Source organism: Paludibacterium flexuosum (genome assembly GCF_037076605.1).
In the GTDB taxonomy this organism is placed as follows: domain Bacteria; phylum Pseudomonadota; class Gammaproteobacteria; order Burkholderiales; family Chromobacteriaceae; genus Paludibacterium.
Genome location: NZ_AP029060.1, coordinates 2480736 through 2496768, shown reverse-complemented (window position 1 = coordinate 2496768; position 16033 = coordinate 2480736). Strand labels below are relative to the sequence as shown.

12 protein-coding genes and 3 rRNA genes are annotated in these 16033 nt (G+C 58.1%); 7 read left to right on the top strand and 8 right to left on the bottom strand.

Annotated elements, in window-relative coordinates:
- Window positions 1-62: 62 nt before the first annotated feature.
- The 4 genes from AACH39_RS11855 to murA are packed head-to-tail and all read left to right on the top strand — an operon-like array spanning window position 63 to window position 3253.
- Complete coding sequence (locus AACH39_RS11855; RefSeq protein ID WP_215779391.1) at window positions 63-962, top strand: ABC transporter ATP-binding protein; 900 nt, start codon at window positions 63-65, stop codon at window positions 960-962.
- The gene (locus AACH39_RS11850) at window positions 962-1717 is read left to right on the top strand and encodes an ABC transporter permease (protein ID WP_215779394.1); all 756 of its coding nucleotides are present in this window, start codon (window positions 962-964) and stop codon (window positions 1715-1717) included. The genes AACH39_RS11855 and AACH39_RS11850 overlap by 1 nt, the downstream gene beginning before the upstream one ends.
- A 21-nt stretch (window positions 1718-1738) precedes the next feature.
- On the top strand, window positions 1739-1987 hold the full coding sequence (locus AACH39_RS11845) for a BolA/IbaG family iron-sulfur metabolism protein (protein WP_215779396.1): 249 nt from the start codon (window positions 1739-1741) through the stop codon (window positions 1985-1987).
- A 9-nt stretch (window positions 1988-1996) separates the two neighbouring features.
- Window positions 1997-3253: a UDP-N-acetylglucosamine 1-carboxyvinyltransferase gene (gene murA, locus AACH39_RS11840; RefSeq protein WP_338620090.1), complete on the top strand. Its 1257-nt coding sequence runs from the start codon at window positions 1997-1999 to the stop codon at window positions 3251-3253.
- Window positions 3254-3325: 72 nt separating this feature from the next.
- Here murA and AACH39_RS11835 read toward each other — a convergent pair whose 3' ends face one another.
- Complete coding sequence (locus AACH39_RS11835; RefSeq protein ID WP_215779401.1) at window positions 3326-4117, bottom strand: calcium-binding protein; 792 nt, start codon at window positions 4115-4117, stop codon at window positions 3326-3328.
- A gap of 227 nt (window positions 4118-4344) precedes the next feature.
- Here AACH39_RS11835 and AACH39_RS11830 point away from each other — a divergent pair, with 227 nt between their 5' ends.
- Window positions 4345-5133 carry a calcium-binding protein gene (locus tag AACH39_RS11830; RefSeq protein WP_338620088.1) on the top strand — a complete coding sequence of 263 codons (789 nt, stop codon included), beginning with the start codon at window positions 4345-4347 and terminating at the stop codon, window positions 5131-5133.
- A gap of 67 nt (window positions 5134-5200) precedes the next feature.
- On the opposite strand, the gene rrf is transcribed toward AACH39_RS11830, so the two are convergent.
- The 6 genes from rrf to AACH39_RS11800 form a co-directional block, all read right to left on the bottom strand.
- Window positions 5201-5315 (bottom strand): 5S ribosomal RNA (rrf, locus tag AACH39_RS11825).
- A gap of 75 nt (window positions 5316-5390) precedes the next feature.
- A 23S ribosomal RNA gene (locus tag AACH39_RS11820) occupies window positions 5391-8281 on the bottom strand.
- 259 nt (window positions 8282-8540) lie between these two features.
- Window positions 8541-10078: ribosomal RNA gene (locus tag AACH39_RS11815) — 16S ribosomal RNA — on the bottom strand.
- Together the 16S, 23S and 5S rRNA genes form the textbook arrangement of a ribosomal RNA operon.
- A gap of 414 nt (window positions 10079-10492) precedes the next feature.
- Window positions 10493-11833, bottom strand: coding sequence for an ATP-dependent protease ATPase subunit HslU (hslU, locus tag AACH39_RS11810; protein WP_215779405.1), 1341 nt, complete (start codon window positions 11831-11833; stop codon window positions 10493-10495).
- A gap of 34 nt (window positions 11834-11867) precedes the next feature.
- Window positions 11868-12410, bottom strand: coding sequence for an ATP-dependent protease subunit HslV (gene hslV / locus AACH39_RS11805; protein WP_215779407.1), 543 nt, complete (start codon window positions 12408-12410; stop codon window positions 11868-11870).
- Between the two features lie 82 nt (window positions 12411-12492).
- Window positions 12493-13197 (bottom strand): 16S rRNA pseudouridine(516) synthase, encoded by a 705-nt coding sequence (locus AACH39_RS11800; protein WP_215779409.1) that lies wholly within the window; start codon window positions 13195-13197, stop codon window positions 12493-12495.
- 144 nt (window positions 13198-13341) lie between these two features.
- On the opposite strand from AACH39_RS11800, the gene AACH39_RS11795 reads away from it, so the two are divergent.
- On the top strand, window positions 13342-13908 hold the full coding sequence (locus tag AACH39_RS11795; protein WP_338620083.1) for a TetR/AcrR family transcriptional regulator: 567 nt from the start codon (window positions 13342-13344) through the stop codon (window positions 13906-13908).
- Here AACH39_RS11795 and AACH39_RS11790 read toward each other — a convergent pair.
- Window positions 13899-15239 carry a DEAD/DEAH box helicase gene (locus tag AACH39_RS11790; protein WP_215779414.1) on the bottom strand — a complete coding sequence of 447 codons (1341 nt, stop codon included), beginning with the start codon at window positions 15237-15239 and terminating at the stop codon, window positions 13899-13901. The two genes, AACH39_RS11795 and AACH39_RS11790, sit on opposite strands and share 10 nt — an antisense overlap.
- Window positions 15240-15477: 238 nt before the next feature.
- Between AACH39_RS11790 and AACH39_RS11785 the strand changes: the two genes are divergently transcribed.
- Window positions 15478-16014 carry a YaeQ family protein gene (locus AACH39_RS11785; protein ID WP_215779416.1) on the top strand — a complete coding sequence of 179 codons (537 nt, stop codon included), beginning with the start codon at window positions 15478-15480 and terminating at the stop codon, window positions 16012-16014.
- Window positions 16015-16033 lie beyond the last annotated feature (19 nt).

Sequence of the window (16033 nt, the reverse complement as noted above, 5' to 3'; positions counted from 1 at the left end):
ACTACTGACAGTTATCCATCTTGCGCATATAATTCGCCTCTCTTTGCCGATGATGGACCCCCATGCCTAGTGCAATCACCATTCAGTCGGTCAGCAAGCACTTCGGCGCGCTGACCGCGCTCGATCAAGTCAGCTTTACCGTTGAACCCGGCGAGTTCTTCGCCCTGCTCGGCCCGAACGGCGCCGGCAAGACCACCCTGATCAGCGCCTTGGCCGGCCTGACCCGTCCGGACAGCGGCAGCATCCATGTCATGGGGCACGACGTGCAGCGCGACTTCCGCCAGGCACGCCAGAGTCTGGGCGTCGTCCCGCAGGAACTGGTGTTCGATCCCTTCCTGTCTGTGCGCGAAACCCTGCAGTTCCAGTCCGGCTATTTTGGCCTGACACGCAACGATGCCTGGATCGATGAGCTGTTGTTCAAGCTGGGGCTGGCCGACAAGGCAAACGCCAATATGCGGGCCTTGTCGGGCGGCATGAAGCGTCGCGTCATGGTGGCGCAGGCGCTGGTGCACCGTCCGCCAGTCATCGTGCTGGACGAGCCGACAGCCGGCGTCGACGTCGAGTTGCGGCAAAGCCTGTGGGTATTCGTCCGCGAACTCAACCAGGCCGGACACACCATCGTGCTCACCACCCACTATCTGGAAGAAGCCCAGGAGCTGTGCAGCCGCATCGCCATGCTCAAGAAGGGCAAACTGATCGCGCTGGAAGACAAGAGCCGGCTGCTGGCGCACAGTGCGCGCCGCGAAGTGGCGCTCAAGCTGTCCGCCCCGCTGCCGGCAGCCCTTCAGCCGCTGCAGCGCCCCAGTGATGACGATCGCATCGTTCTGCAGCTGAGCGATATCGCCAAACTCGAATCCGTGATGGCCTGCCTGCGCGAAGCCGGCGTGGAAATCCGCGAACTGTCGGTCATCGAAACCGATCTGGAAGATGTGTTTGTCAAAATGATGCAAGGAGGCAACTGATGCAGGGCTTCCTGACACTGTTGAAGAAAGAACTGGTGCGCTTCTGGAAGGTATCGTTCCAGACCGTGGCCGCGCCGGTCATGACGGCCCTGCTGTATCAGCTGATTTTCTCTCATGCCATGGCAAGGCATATCGAAGCCTACCCGGGAGTCAGCTATACGACCTTCCTGATCCCGGGCCTGGCCATGATGTCGATGGCGCAAAATGCCTTCGCCAACGGCTCGTCCAGCCTGATCCAGTCAAAGATCACCGGCAATATTGTCTTCCTCCTGCTGCCGCCGCTGTCGGCACTGGACTTCTTTGCCGCCTACCTGCTGGCTGCCGTGGTACGCGGTCTGGTGGTCGGTCTGGGAGTCCTGGTCGTGACGGCCTGGTTCGGACTGCCCTGGCCGGCGCATCCGCTCTGGGTGCTGGTCTTTGCCGTACTCGGCTGTGGGGCGCTCGGCGCGCTTGGCGTCGTTGCGGGCATCTGGGCGGAAAAATTCGACCAGCTGGCTGCCTTTCAGAACTTTTTGATCATGCCGCTGACTTTCCTGTCAGGGGTGTTTTACTCGATACACACCTTGCCCCCCTTCTGGAAGGCCGTGTCGCACTTCAACCCGGTCTTCTACATGATCGACGGCTTCCGCTACGGCTTCTTCGCCCAGTCGGATACCAGCCCATGGCTGGCATTCAGCGTCGTCGGGGCAAGCTTCGTCTTCATATCGGCAATGGCCTTGTGGCTGATCCATTCCGGCTACAAGCTGCGCCGCTAGCATTCTTTTTCAGGAACACTCATGGTTACCGCCGAACAGGTCAAGCAATACATTGCCGCCGGACTGGACTGCACCCACCTCGAAGTCGAGGGTGATGGCCATCACTTTTACGCGACCGTTGTCGCCGAGGCCTTTGCCGGAAAGCGGCTGGTCGATCGCCACCGCATGGTGAAGGAAGTCATCAAATCGCGCCTGGACAGTAATGAAATCCATGCCCTGTCCATCGTCAAGGCCAAGACCCCGGACGAATGGCAGCAACAGCAGGGCTGACCGCAGATCATGGAAAAATTGCATATTTGCGGCAACGGCCCGCTCAAGGGCGAAATCCGGGTTTCCGGTGCCAAGAACGCCGCCCTGCCCATCCTGTGCGCCGGTCTGCTGACCGCCGACACCCTCAAGCTGACCAACGTCCCCATGCTGCGCGATATCGCCACCACGCAGAAACTGCTGCAGGAGATGGGCGCGCGGGTCATGACCGACAACGTGCATGAAATCGAGATCACGGCCTCGGCCATCGACAATCTGGTCGCGCCCTACGATCTGGTCAAGACCATGCGCGCTTCCATCCTGGTGCTCGGCCCGACCCTGGCGCGTTTCGGCGAAGCCACCGTCTCCCTGCCCGGCGGCTGCGCCATCGGCAGCCGCCCGGTCGACCTGCACATCAAGGGGCTGGTCGCCATGGGGGCAGAGGTCATCATTGAGCACGGTTACGTCAAGGCGCGCGCCAAACGCCTGCGCGGCACCAATATCGTCATGGATATGGTCAGTGTCGGCGCCACGGAAAACCTGCTGATGGCCGCCGTGCTGGCCGAAGGCACCACCGTGCTGGAAAATGCCGCGCGCGAGCCGGAAATCACCGATCTGGCACTGTGCCTCAACAAGATGGGCGCCGACATCAGCGGCATCGGCACGGATCGACTGGAGATCCATGGGGTCGAACGCCTGCATGGTGCTGAACATGCCATCATGCCGGACCGCATCGAAGCCGGTACCTTCCTGGTTGCCGCCGCCATGACCCGCGGTCATCTGGTGCTGCGCAATGCCGACCCGTCCTCCATGGATGCGGTTCTGGACAAGCTGGCCGAAACCGGCGCGGTCATCGAAGCCGGCAGCGACTGGATCTCGCTCGACATGAAGCACCGTCCCAAGGCGGTCAATGCCCGCACCCTGCCTTATCCGGCCTTCCCGACCGACATGCAGGCGCAGCTGATGACGCTCAACTGCGTGGCCGAAGGGACGGCCGTCGTCACCGAAACCATCTTCGAAAACCGCTTCATGCACGTGCCAGAGCTCAATCGCATGGGGGCGCAGATCGAGGTGGAGGGCAATACTGCCATCATCAAGGGCGTCGAGAAGCTCTCCGGCGCCACGGTGATGGCCACCGACCTGCGCGCCTCCGCCAGCCTGGTGATTGCCGGCCTGGTGGCCGATGGTGATACCTATGTAGATCGCATCTACCATCTGGACCGCGGCTACGAGCACATCGAAAAGAAACTCAGCGCCGTCGGTGCCCAGATCGAGCGCATCGACAGCTGATCCCGACTTCCGGGAAGACCACGCCCCGCCGATCTTTCCGCGGGGCGTGATCTTGATAGCCGACGACCTGGTTCAGTCCGCCTGCAAGCGGCGCAATACCTCATCGGTCGAGAGCGTCCCGGCCAGCGTCAGATCCGAGGCAACAAAGCGTATTTCGTGGTGACACTCGGGTCCGTTCAGCGACAGTCGGCTACCCGCCGGAGAGGACTGCAAGCCGATCGAGGCCACGCAGGCAGGCCATCGCAGGGAATCCACCCCCAGCTCGAAATCCACGATGGTGTCCTGCCCGTCCATCTCTTCCGCCAGCCAGATAAACCGGTCATGTCCATCTCCGCCACTGATCCAGTCATGGCCCGGTCCACCGCGCAGCCGGTCATCACCCTCCCCGCCAAACAGCTGGTCATTGCCGGGCCCGCCTGACAACGTATCCGCCCCCTCTTGTCCGTACAGTTCGTCATCTCCCGCGCCGCCATCCAGTTCATCATCCCCACTCGCGCCCTCGATATAGTCATCGCCCGGTCCACCATACAAATGGTCATTGCCGGCCTCGCCCCCCAGATCATCCATGCCATAGCCGCCCAGCAAGCGATCATTGCCCGGGCCACCATGCATCACATCATCACCGCTCTGCCCCCACAGCAGATCATCCCCCTCCCCACCCTCCAGATAATCATTGCCGGCGCCACCGATCAGGACATCATTGCCCGCTGCGCCATACAGATAATCATCCAGTCCCCGTCCAACCAATATATCGTTGTCGTGTCCCCCTTCGATACGCCCACCTTGCGGCGGAGCCATCTTCACCAAACGACCACCTGACGTCACACGCTCGCTGCCGCTTGCCGCTGTCTGCTGTTGCAACATGATCTCTATTCCTCTGTAGATTCGCACCAGACATCACGCTGGATGCACCTCCGCAGCGTACGACGAAGCCAGTGCGATGTTTGTGGGGGGATTCTGACCGTCGCGGTAAAACACACAGCATCATCCCCAAAACACAGTCAGAACATGAGCCGTCCCTGTCTGAGGTGCAGTTGCCTGAGCTAAGGTAGGTGCCTCGTGCGACAACACTTTCCAACAGGAGACAGACCATGCAGCTGCTTGCAACGCAGTACCAGGCATCACCTTTCGCGTCGGACCACCTCCCATGGATAATCGGCAGCGCCGAATCGGACCGGCTGCAGGGCAGCCCGGGGCCAGACTGGCTGGAAGGCGGCCAACGGGAGGATTTTCTCCACGGACAGGACGGTGATGACCTGATGTTTGGCGGTGAAGACAATGATTATCTCTATGGGGAGACGGGTAATGACTGGCTGTGGGGCGAAGAGGGTGACGATACCTTGCGCGGCGGGCCGGGGCATGACTGTCTGAGCGGGGGCGACGGGGTGGATGATCTCGCAGGTGATGACGGTGACGATCTGCTCTCTGGCGGCGAAGGAGACGATTTTCTGGAGGGATTTGCCGGTCATGATTCACTTTGGGGCAACCACGGCGATGATGAGCTGCATGGACACCAGGGCAAGGACCACCTGTCGGGTGGAGCAGGCAATGATTTGCTGCGAGGCGGCGAGGAGGACGACCTATTGCATGGCGGCCCGGGCCACGACTGGATGTACGGCGGTGCCGGGCGCGACCAGTTTGTCTGGCAGGCAGAAGACCTGGACGGGCAGGACACTGTCGCCGACTTCGAGTTGGGGGTAGATACACTGCACTGGCCTTCCAGCATCGAATCAGCCACCGTGCGACTGGCAGACGGCAATAGCCAACTACTGCTGAGCGCTCGCGGGGTCTGCCATGAGATCACGTTCATCGCGACCGATCTGACACTGGGAGGCAACTTGTCGGCAGACGAGGTTTTGCGTCGATTACAAGCGATCTGACTTGCTGAACCTGTCGCATGCACAAAGCAAAAAGCCCAGACCTGAAGGTCTGGGCTTTGCATGGGGAGTCTGGCAGTGTCCTACTTTCACACGGCGAATGCCGCACTATCATCGGCGCTAAGGCGTTTCACGGTCCTGTTCGGGATGGGAAGGCGTGGGACCACCTCGCTATGGCCGCCAGACATAAACTGTCTACAAACTGCAGAAGCCGTTTGGTTTGAATTCGTATGTATCGGGCACAAAGCCCATCAAATGATAGGATCAAGCCTCACGAGCCATTAGTATCGGTTAGCTTCACGCCTCACAGCGCTTCCACACCCGACCTATCAACGTCCTGGTCTCGAACGACTCTTCAGGAGGGTCTAGCCCTCAGGGAAGTCTCATCTTCAGGCGAGTTTCCCGCTTAGATGCTTTCAGCGGTTATCTCTTCCGAACTTAGCTACCCGGCGATGCCACTGGCGTGACAACCGGTACACCAGAGGTTCGTCCACTCCGGTCCTCTCGTACTAGGAGCAGCCCCCGTCAAACTTCCAACGCCCACTGCAGATAGGGACCAAACTGTCTCACGACGTTTTGAACCCAGCTCGCGTACCACTTTAAATGGCGAACAGCCATACCCTTGGGACCGGCTACAGCCCCAGGATGTGATGAGCCGACATCGAGGTGCCAAACTCCGCCGTCGATGTGAACTCTTGGGCGGAATCAGCCTGTTATCCCCGGAGTACCTTTTATCCGTTGAGCGATGGCCCTTCCATTCAGAACCACCGGATCACTATGTCCTGCTTTCGCACCTGCTCGACTTGTCGGTCTCGCAGTTAAGCCACCTTTTGCCATTGCACTATCAGCACGATTTCCGACCGTACCTAGGTGACCTTCGAACTCCTCCGTTACACTTTGGGAGGAGACCGCCCCAGTCAAACTGCCTACCATGCACTGTCCCCGATCCGGATCACGGACCTAGGTTAGAACCTCAAACACACCAGGGTGGTATTTCAAGGACGGCTCCACGCAAACTAGCGTTCACGCTTCATAGCCTCCCACCTATCCTACACAAGTCTGTTCAAAGTCCCATGCAAAGCTACAGTAAAGGTTCACGGGGTCTTTCCGTCTAGCAGCGGGTAGATTGCATCTTCACAAACATTTCAACTTCGCTGAGTCTCAGGAGGAGACAGTGTGGCCATCGTTACGCCATTCGTGCGGGTCGGAACTTACCCGACAAGGAATTTCGCTACCTTAGGACCGTTATAGTTACGGCCGCCGTTTACCGGGGCTTCGATCAAGAGCTTGCACCCCATCACTTAACCTTCCGGCACCGGGCAGGCGTCACACCGTATACGTCCACTTTCGTGTTGGCACAGTGCTGTGTTTTTGATAAACAGTCGCAGCCACCGATTCTCTGCGACCTCTCAAAGCTTCGGACGCGAAGTCCTACACCCTAAGAGGCATACCTTCTCCCGAAGTTACGGTATCAATTTGCCGAGTTCCTTCTCCTGAGTTCTCTCAAGCACCTTAGAATTTTCTTCCTGCCCACCTGTGTCGGTTTGCGGTACGGTTCTCATACAGCTGAAGCTTAGAGGCTTTTCCTGGAAGCAGGGTATCAGTCACTTCAGGTCCGTAGACCCTCGTTATCACTTCTCGGCGTTAACGAACACGTGGATTTGCCTGCGTGTCCCGCCTACCAGCTTGAACCAACTATTCCAACAGTTGGCTGACCTAACCTTCTCCGTCCCCCCATCGCACTGTATGAAAGTACTGGAATGTTAACCAGTTTCCCATCGACTACGCATTTCTGCCTCGCCTTAGGGGCCGACTCACCCTACGCCGATGAACGTTGCGTAGGAAACCTTGGGCTTTCGGTGAGCGGGCTTTTCACCCGCTTTATCGCTACTCATGTCAGCATTCGCACTTCTGATATCTCCAGCATGCCTTTCGACACACCTTCACAGACCTACAGAACGCTCCCCTACCACTTGCACTCGCGTGCAAATCCGCAGCTTCGGTTATCAGTTTGAGCCCCGTTACATCTTCCGCGCAGGACGACTCGACCAGTGAGCTATTACGCTTTCTTTAAATGATGGCTGCTTCTAAGCCAACATCCTGGCTGTCTGGGCCTTCCCACTTCGTTTACCACTTAACTGATCATTTGGGACCTTAGCTGGCGGTCTGGGTTGTTTCCCTCTTGACGATGGACGTTAGCACCCACCGTCTGTCTCCCATGCTCGCACTTTCCGGTATTCAGAGTTTGCCATGGGTTGGTAAGTCGCAATGACCCCCTAGCCATAACAGTGCTTTACCCCCGGAAGTGATACATGAGGCACTACCTAAATAGTTTTCGGGGAGAACCAGCTATCTCCGAGTTTGTTTAGCCTTTCACCCCTATCCACAGCTCATCCCCTAATTTTGCAACATTAGTGGGTTCGGACCTCCAGTGCGTGTTACCGCACCTTCATCCTGGCCATGGATAGATCACTCGGTTTCGGGTCTACGCCCAGCAACTGAAGCGCCCTATTCGGACTCGCTTTCGCTACGCCTCCCCTATTCGGTTAAGCTCGCTACTGAACGTAAGTCGCTGACCCATTATACAAAAGGTACGCAGTCACCCCTTGCGAGGCTCCCACTGTTTGTATGCATCCGGTTTCAGGTTCTATTTCACTCCCCTCCCGGGGTTCTTTTCGCCTTTCCCTCACGGTACTGGTTCACTATCGGTCGATCATGAGTATTTAGCCTTGGAGGATGGTCCCCCCATCTTCAGACAGGATTTCTCGTGTCCCGCCCTACTTGTCGTACGCTCAGTGCCACCATTCAGTTTTCGTGTACGGGGCTATCACCCACTACGGCGAGCCTTTCCAGACTCTTCCACTAACTCAACGGCTAAAACGTACAGGCTCTTCCATTTTCGCTCACCACTACTCACGGAATCTCGGTTGATTTCTTTTCCTGCGGGTACTTAGATGTTTCAGTTCTCCGCGTTCGCTCTACCCACCCTATGTGTTCAGGTGGGAGTGACCCCTAAGGGCCGGGTTTCCCCATTCGGACATCGCGGGATCAAAGCTCTATTGCCAGCTCCCCCGCGCTTTTCGCAGGCTTACACGTCCTTCATCGCCTATGATCGCCAAGGCATCCACCAGATGCACTTACTCGCTTGACCCTATCATTTCAAGGGCCTTGCGCACTCGCCTTGCCGGTACCTCTACCGGCAAAACGTCGATACATACAATTACCCAAAGTTGAATCCAAACGAGGATGAAACCATCCTGGCTCAGAATCAATTTTGTATTCGGCTTCTTCAGTTTGTTAAAGATCAATGCGCTTGAAACGCTAATCACAAGACCCCTCAGGCCCTCTGATTACCATTCCACTCGCTGAACAACCGATAGGCTGTGAGTACCAGGATCGACTTTCTCTAGAAAGGAGGTGATCCAGCCGCAGGTTCCCCTACGGCTACCTTGTTACGACTTCACCCCAGTCATGAAGCATACCGTGGTAAGCGGCCTCCTTGCGGTTAGCCTACCCACTTCTGGTATCCCCCACTCCCATGGTGTGACGGGCGGTGTGTACAAGACCCGGGAACGTATTCACCGCAGCATGCTGATCTGCGATTACTAGCGATTCCGACTTCACGCACTCGAGTTGCAGAGTGCGATCCGGACTACGATCGGTTTTTTGAGATTGGCTCCACCTCGCGGCTTCGCGACCCTCTGTACCGACCATTGTATGACGTGTGAAGCCCTGCTCATAAGGGCCATGAGGACTTGACGTCATCCCCACCTTCCTCCGGTTTGTCACCGGCAGTCTCATTAGAGTGCCCAACTTAATGATGGCAACTAATGACAAGGGTTGCGCTCGTTGCGGGACTTAACCCAACATCTCACGACACGAGCTGACGACAGCCATGCAGCACCTGTGTTACCGCTCCCTTTCGGGCACACCCAAATCTCTTCGGGCTTCGGTACATGTCAAGAGCAGGTAAGGTTTTTCGCGTTGCATCGAATTAATCCACATCATCCACCGCTTGTGCGGGTCCCCGTCAATTCCTTTGAGTTTTAACCTTGCGGCCGTACTCCCCAGGCGGTCAACTTCTCGCGTTAGCTACGCTACCAAGGATTCAAACCCCCAACAGCTAGTTGACATCGTTTAGGGCGTGGACTACCAGGGTATCTAATCCTGTTTGCTCCCCACGCTTTCGTGCATGAGCGTCAGTGTCATCCCAGGGGGCTGCCTTCGCCATCGGTATTCCTCCACATCTCTACGCATTTCACTGCTACACGTGGAATTCTACCCCCCTCTGACGCACTCTAGCCTTGCAGTCTCCAATGCCGTTCCCAGGTTGAGCCCGGGGCTTTCACATCAGACTTGCAAAACCGCCTGCGCACGCTTTACGCCCAGTAATTCCGATTAACGCTTGCACCCTACGTATTACCGCGGCTGCTGGCACGTAGTTAGCCGGTGCTTATTCTTCAGGTACTCTCATCCCCGCTCATTATTCACAAGCAGGATTTGCTCCCTGACAAAAGTCCTTTACAACCCGAAGGCCTTCTTCAGACACGCGGCATGGCTGGATCAGGGTTGCCCCCATTGTCCAAAATTCCCCACTGCTGCCTCCCGTAGGAGTCTGGGCCGTGTCTCAGTCCCAGTGTGGCGGATCATCCTCTCAGACCCGCTACTGATCGTCGCCTTGGTGGGCCTTTACCCCACCAACTAGCTAATCAGACGTCGGCCGCTCGAATAACGCGAGGCCCAAAGGTCCCCCGCTTTCCTCCTCAGAGCGTATGCGGTATTAGCACAACTTTCGCTGCGTTATCCCCCATTACTCGGCACGTTCCGACGCATTACTCACCCGTTCGCCACTCGCCACCAGGAGCAAGCTCCCGTGCTGCCGTTCGACTTGCATGTGTAAAGCATGCCGCCAGCGTTCAATCTGAGCCAGGATCAAACTCTTCAGTTCAATCTCTATGCTTTTCGTACTATCTGGCACGCAAGGACTTCAAAAGAACCCCGTAAGGTTTTTTTTCTGTCTCTTGCAGTGCAAGTGTCGGTCTTTCCCGGCACTCACACCTATCGGTTGTTCGTTTTGTTAAAGAGCGGTGCTGCGTGTGTTGCTGCAGCTGAGGAGGTGAACTATACGCGGAAGGACCACCCTCGTCAACACTTAATTTCAAAAAAGCAGGCAATTCGGCTAGTTATTTACCCAACATCATGATTTTAAAAAGATTGATCCGATAATGTCATCTATTTACCATTTGAGACCACTGGCCGGATGGCCGTCGATTCTGCCTGCCATCCATTGAAACTCGCCGTCCGGCATGAAAAAAACCGCCACATGGGCGGTTTTTTTAACAAATTGCCCTCCGAAGGCAATTTATAGAACGTAGCGCGCCAGATCTTCCCGTTGTGCCAGTACATCAAGCTTACTGTCCACATACGCGGCATCGATCTCGAAGCGCCCCGCACGGGCATCAAAGGAGATTTCCTCCAGCAGCTTTTCGATCACCGTATATAGACGACGCGCACCAATATTCTCGGTCTTCTCGTTCACCGACCAGGCAATCTCGGCCATGCGTTCGATCCCGGACTCACTGAAGACCAGCTCGACGCCTTCGGTGGCCAGCAGCGCTTCATACTGACGCGTCAGGCAGGCATCGGTATTGGTCAGAATCTGGCGGAAGTCGCCAACCGACAGGGAGGTCAACTCGACGCGGATCGGGAAACGCCCCTGCAGCTCCGGAATCAGATCCGACGGTTTTGCCAGATGGAAAGCACCGGAGGCAATGAACAGGATATGGTCGGTCTTGACCATGCCGTATTTGGTGGTGACGGTGGTGCCTTCGACCAGTGGTAGCAGGTCGCGCTGAACGCCGGCACGCGAGACATCGGCCCCCTGCCCTTCAGAGCGGCTGGCGACCTTGTCGATCTCATCAATAAAGACGATACCGTTCTGCTCGACATTACGCAGCGCTTCCAGCTTCAGATCTTCCTCATTCACCAGCTTGGCTGCTTCCTCGTCGGTCACCAGCTTCAGCGCCTCGGCCACCTTCATCTTGCGCGGCTTGGTACGACCACTGGCCAGACCCTGGAACATGCTTTGCAGCTGACTGGAAAAATCTTCCATGCCGGGTGGCGTCATGATTTCCATCCGCGGCGCTGCGTCGGCCACTTCGATCTCGATTTCCTTGTCGTTCAGACTGCCCTCGCGCAGCATCTTGCGGAACTTCTGCCGGGTGGCGTTTTCTTCCGGCTTTTCACTGGCGGCGGGCTCATCGGCAAAAAAGCCGGTGCTTTGCCGCGGTCGCGGCAGCAGCACATCCAGAATCCGTTCTTCGGCAGCGTCTTCTGCACGGTAGCGGTTGCGCTTGATGGCGCCGTCACGTGCATCCTTGATGGCGATCTCCACCAGGTCGCGGATGATGGTGTCGACATCGCGGCCGACATAGCCGACCTCCGTGAACTTAGTGGCCTCGACCTTGATGAAGGGGGCATTGGCCAGACGCGCCAGTCGGCGGGCGATCTCGGTCTTGCCGACCCCGGTCGGGCCGATCATCAGGATATTCTTCGGGGTGATTTCATTGCGCAGCGCCTCGTCAACCTGCTGGCGACGCCAGCGATTGCGCAGGGCGATGGCGACAGCACGCTTGGCAGCATCCTGTCCGATAATGTGTTTGTTCAATTCATGAACGATTTCTTGCGGGGTCATGTGCGTCATGGACCTCTCCCACGCTGACGACCGGGCAGGCCGGTCAATCGGCGCCCAGCGTTTCGATTAGGTGATTCTGGTTGGTATAGATACAGATGTCGCCGGCAATCTCCAGCGATTTCTTGACGATCACCTGCGGGTCCAGCTCGGTATTCTCGAACAGGGCACGGGCGGCCGACTGGGCAAACGCGCCTCCGGAACCGATGGCGGCAATGCCCTGCTCGGGCTCCAGCACATCGCCATTGCCGGTGATGATCAGTGTATTTTCGGTATCCGCCACAATCAGCATGGCCTCAAGGCGACGCAGCATGCGATCCGTGCGCCAGTCCTTGGCCAGTTCGACCGCCGAACGCACCAGGTGGCCCTGATGCTTTTCCAGCTTGGCCTCAAAGCGCTCGAACAGCGTGAAAGCATCGGCGGTGCCCCCGGCGAAACCTGCCAGCACCTTGTCATGATACAGACGTCGAATTTTGCGAGCGCTCGCCTTGATCACGATGTTGCCCAGGGTCACCTGGCCATCGCCGCCCAGCGCTACATGGCGCCCGCGGCGCACAGACACAATGGTCGTTCCGTCAAACTGCTGCATATCCATTTCCAGTCATGAAAAACCATGGCAAGAAGTCCATGGCCGTGGCTCAGTAAATGTAGGCATGCCAGCGGATTACAAGTCAGAAGCCGAAGCCCTGCCGTTCCGACGCCGTCAGATAACGCCAGCTACCTTCCGCCAGCTCACCCAGGGTCAGCGCCCCCATGGCTTCGCGGTGCAGCGCCGTGACCCGATTGCCGGCGGCGGCCACCATGCGCTTGACCTGGTGGTAACGTCCTTCAGAAATCGTCAGCAGCAAGGTATGGGCATCCAGCGGTTCCACTGCATCGGCTCTGGTCGGCTCAATATCGTCTTTCAATATGACGCCAGCTTTAAGTCGGTCCAGCATTTCATCTGTCAGAGGGTGCTTGAGCGTAACGCGATAGCGTTTGGCCACATGGCGGCGCGGCGAGGTCAGTGCGTGCACGAACTGACCGTCTGTTGTCAGCAACAACAGCCCGGTGGTATCCGCATCCAGCCGCCCCACCGCCGCCAGACCGGCCTGCTGCAGCGACGGTGGCAACAGGGAAAACACGCTCGGATAGTGTTGCGGCTGGTGAGACACCTCGACATCGCCCGGTTTGTTCAACAACACGTACAGGGGAAAGTGCAGGATCTCGCGCACCTCATCATCGATGCACAGCTGGCCGATGGCGTCCGGATCCAGGGCCAGATCCGGATCGGTCACACAGCGGCCATCCAGGCTGACCCGCCCGTCCCGTACCAACTGGCGGCATACCTTGCGGGAACCCAGTCCCTGCTGCTGTAAGAATTTGATCAGTTCCATAGACAAAATGGTAGCTCAGGGCAGTCGGCACCCGCCAGAATGTTGTCGGCAGCATGGTTGTCCTTATTAAGCTATCTGATTGAAATCAAAACTCTTTATTTATATGATGGGGATCATACAAACAAGGAATTTTTGACAACCATCATGCGCTATCACCCTGAAGATAAAAAGAAAACCCGCCAGCGGATCCTGTCGGTTTCCGCCAGAAGATATCGATCGGAAGGACTCAACAGTGTCGGGATTGCCAACCTGATGGCAGATCTTGGCATGACACATGGTGGATTCTACGCCCACTTTGCCGACAAGGAGGCACTGGTCGCCGCCACCTGCGAGCATGCCTTCGCCAGCCAGCTGAAACATTGGCAAGCGTTGCAGCAGTCGCATCCGCAGCAGCCATTCCGTGCTCTGGTAGAGGACTATCTGTCACGCCAGCATGTCGAACATCCGGAAACCGGCTGCCTGGCGGCAGCCCTGGCCGGCGAGATGGCCAGACGCGATACCCGCTCGCGGCAGGCTTTCACGCTGGGTATTGAACAGTTATTGCAACATCTGCAGCACTTGCCGGATTGCCGGCTGGCGCCGCAGGCCGCACTCAGCCTGATGCTGGGTGCGGTGATGCTGGCACGCGCCGTCAGTGACCGCTCGCTGTCCGAGAATATCCTGCAGCAGGCGCGCGAGACACTGACCGGCGTGCACGACAATCAGCCCTGACGCGGCGCCGGCTTGCGCGGCGGCTTGCTGGGGCCGGGCTTGCGCTGCCCCGGATTGGTCCCCGGATTGCCCTTGGCCTGACGCGGCTGGGCATGGCCCTGACCACGTCCCTGCGCCCCGCCCTGACCGCGCGGAGCACGCCCCTGGCGATTCGCGCCTCCCATCAGGATCGGTTCCGGCTTGACCGTGAGATCCGCCTCGAAACCCGGAATGGTGAACTGCTCGATCGGCTGACGAATCAGCTTCTCGATATCCTTGAGGAACTTGAATTCATCCACGCACACCAGCGAGACGGCTTCGCCGGTATTGCCGGCGCGACCGGTACGACCGATGCGGTGTACATAATCCTCCGGGACATTCGGCAGCTCGAAATTCACCACATGCGGCAGCTGATCGATATCCAGACCACGCGCGGCGATATCGGTCGCCACCAGCACCTGCAGGGTATTGCTCTTGAAATCGGCAAGCGCACGGGTGCGCGCACCCTGGCTCTTGTTGCCGTGAATGGCGGCGGCCGGAATGCCGCTCTTCTCCAGCTTTTCTGCCAGACGATTGGCGCCATGCTTGGTGCGGGTAAACACCAGCACCTGGAACCAGTTGCCGTCCTTGATCAGACGGGTCAGCAGCTCGGTCTTCTTGTCGCGGTCGACCAGATGCACCCGCTGTGCCACCTGCTCGCTGGTGGTATTGCGGCGCGCGACCTCCACCAGCCCCGGGTTGTCCAGCAGGCGGTCAGCCAGTGCCTTGATGTCGTCGGAGAAGGTCGCCGAGAACAGCAGGTTCTGCCGCTTGGCCGGCAACAGCGCCAGTACCTTGCGGATATCGTGGATGAAGCCCATGTCCAGCATGCGGTCGGCTTCGTCCAGCACCAGGATTTCAATGTCCGACAGGCTCAGGGTCTTTTGCGACACATGGTCCAGCAGACGGCCCGGGGTGGCCACCAGCACGTCGACCGGCTTGCGCAGCTGGGCGGCCTGGGGATTGAAGCCGACACCGCCGAACATCACCATGGAGCGCAACGGCAGATATTTGCCATAGATGCGTACGGCCTCTTCGACCTGGGCGGCCAGCTCGCGGGTCGGCGTCAGCACCAGTGCGCGCGGATGGCCGGCGCGCTTGCAGGGCTTGTCGGCCAGACGCTGCAGCAGGGGCAGCGTAAAGCCGGCAGTTTTGCCGGTACCGGTCTGGGCCGCTGCCAGCAGGTCGCCGCCCTGCAACACCAGCGGAATGGCTTTCAGCTGGATCGGGGTCGGGCTGGTATAGCCCGTATCGGCAACAGCGCGCAGCAAAGGTTCGGCCAGACCGAGGTCGGCAAATTGATTGTCGGACATAAGTGATGAAACTCCAGCGACGGCCCTTCGCAACCAGTGCGAAACCAATTCAGGCAGACGGGGTGAAATGAGGCAAAAGAGACCACGCACAAAGAATTGGCTCTTTGTGGGGTGCGCAAGTGTAACGGGATTTGTCGGACAAGAAAACCTCCGGCTATCCGAATCCGTACATGCAGATACAGAGATCGGCCGGCAAAACAGCTAAACTGCTCGCTTCTCGACCCACCGAAAGAGCCTCATGGCGTTGAAGTCCACTATCTATAAAGCCGAAATCAGCATCGCTGACATGGATCGCGGCTACTACGCCAGCCATGGCCTGACCCTGGCCCAGCATCCGTCGGAAACCATCGAGCGCATGATGCTGCGCCTGGCGGTCTTTGCCCTGCATGCCAGCGAAACGCTGGGATTCACCAAAGGCATCAGCACCGACGAAGAACCGGATCTGTGGCAGAAGAATTATTCCGACGAAATCGAACTGTGGATCGAGCTGGGCGAACCGGATGAAAAGCGTCTGCGCAAGGCCTGTGGCCGGGCCGATCAGGTACTGGTCTACAGCTATGGTGGCCGTGCTGCCGACATCTGGTGGCAGCAGAACGAAAACAAGTACGGCCGCTTCGACAATCTGCAGGTCCTGAGCGTCTCACCGGCCACCCTGCAGGAACTGGCCACGCTCTGCGAGCGCAGCATGCAGCTGACGGCCACCATCCAGGATGGCGTGCTGTGGCTGTCCGGCCCAGCAGCCAATGTGCAGGTCCCGGTCACCCGGCTGAAATAAGCACAACGCCCGCCGCACG

Bases quoted from the DNA above. Each gene is read 5' to 3' on its own strand.
- AACH39_RS11855 (WP_215779391.1), top strand. From the start codon at position 63: ATGCCTAGTGCAATCACCATTCAGTCGGTCAGCAAGCACTTCGGCGCG.
- AACH39_RS11850 (WP_215779394.1), top strand. From the start codon at position 962: ATGCAGGGCTTCCTGACACTGTTGAAGAAAGAACTGGTGCGCTTCTGG.
- AACH39_RS11845 (WP_215779396.1), top strand. From the start codon at position 1,739: ATGGTTACCGCCGAACAGGTCAAGCAATACATTGCCGCCGGACTGGAC.
- murA (WP_338620090.1), top strand. From the start codon at position 1,997: ATGGAAAAATTGCATATTTGCGGCAACGGCCCGCTCAAGGGCGAAATC.
- AACH39_RS11835 (WP_215779401.1), bottom strand. From the start codon at position 4,117: ATGTTGCAACAGCAGACAGCGGCAAGCGGCAGCGAGCGTGTGACGTCA.
- AACH39_RS11830 (WP_338620088.1), top strand. From the start codon at position 4,345: ATGCAGCTGCTTGCAACGCAGTACCAGGCATCACCTTTCGCGTCGGAC.
- hslU (WP_215779405.1), bottom strand. From the start codon at position 11,833: ATGACGCACATGACCCCGCAAGAAATCGTTCATGAATTGAACAAACAC.
- hslV (WP_215779407.1), bottom strand. From the start codon at position 12,410: ATGCAGCAGTTTGACGGAACGACCATTGTGTCTGTGCGCCGCGGGCGC.
- AACH39_RS11800 (WP_215779409.1), bottom strand. From the start codon at position 13,197: ATGGAACTGATCAAATTCTTACAGCAGCAGGGACTGGGTTCCCGCAAG.
- AACH39_RS11795 (WP_338620083.1), top strand. From the start codon at position 13,342: ATGCGCTATCACCCTGAAGATAAAAAGAAAACCCGCCAGCGGATCCTG.
- AACH39_RS11790 (WP_215779414.1), bottom strand. From the start codon at position 15,239: ATGTCCGACAATCAATTTGCCGACCTCGGTCTGGCCGAACCTTTGCTG.
- AACH39_RS11785 (WP_215779416.1), top strand. From the start codon at position 15,478: ATGGCGTTGAAGTCCACTATCTATAAAGCCGAAATCAGCATCGCTGAC.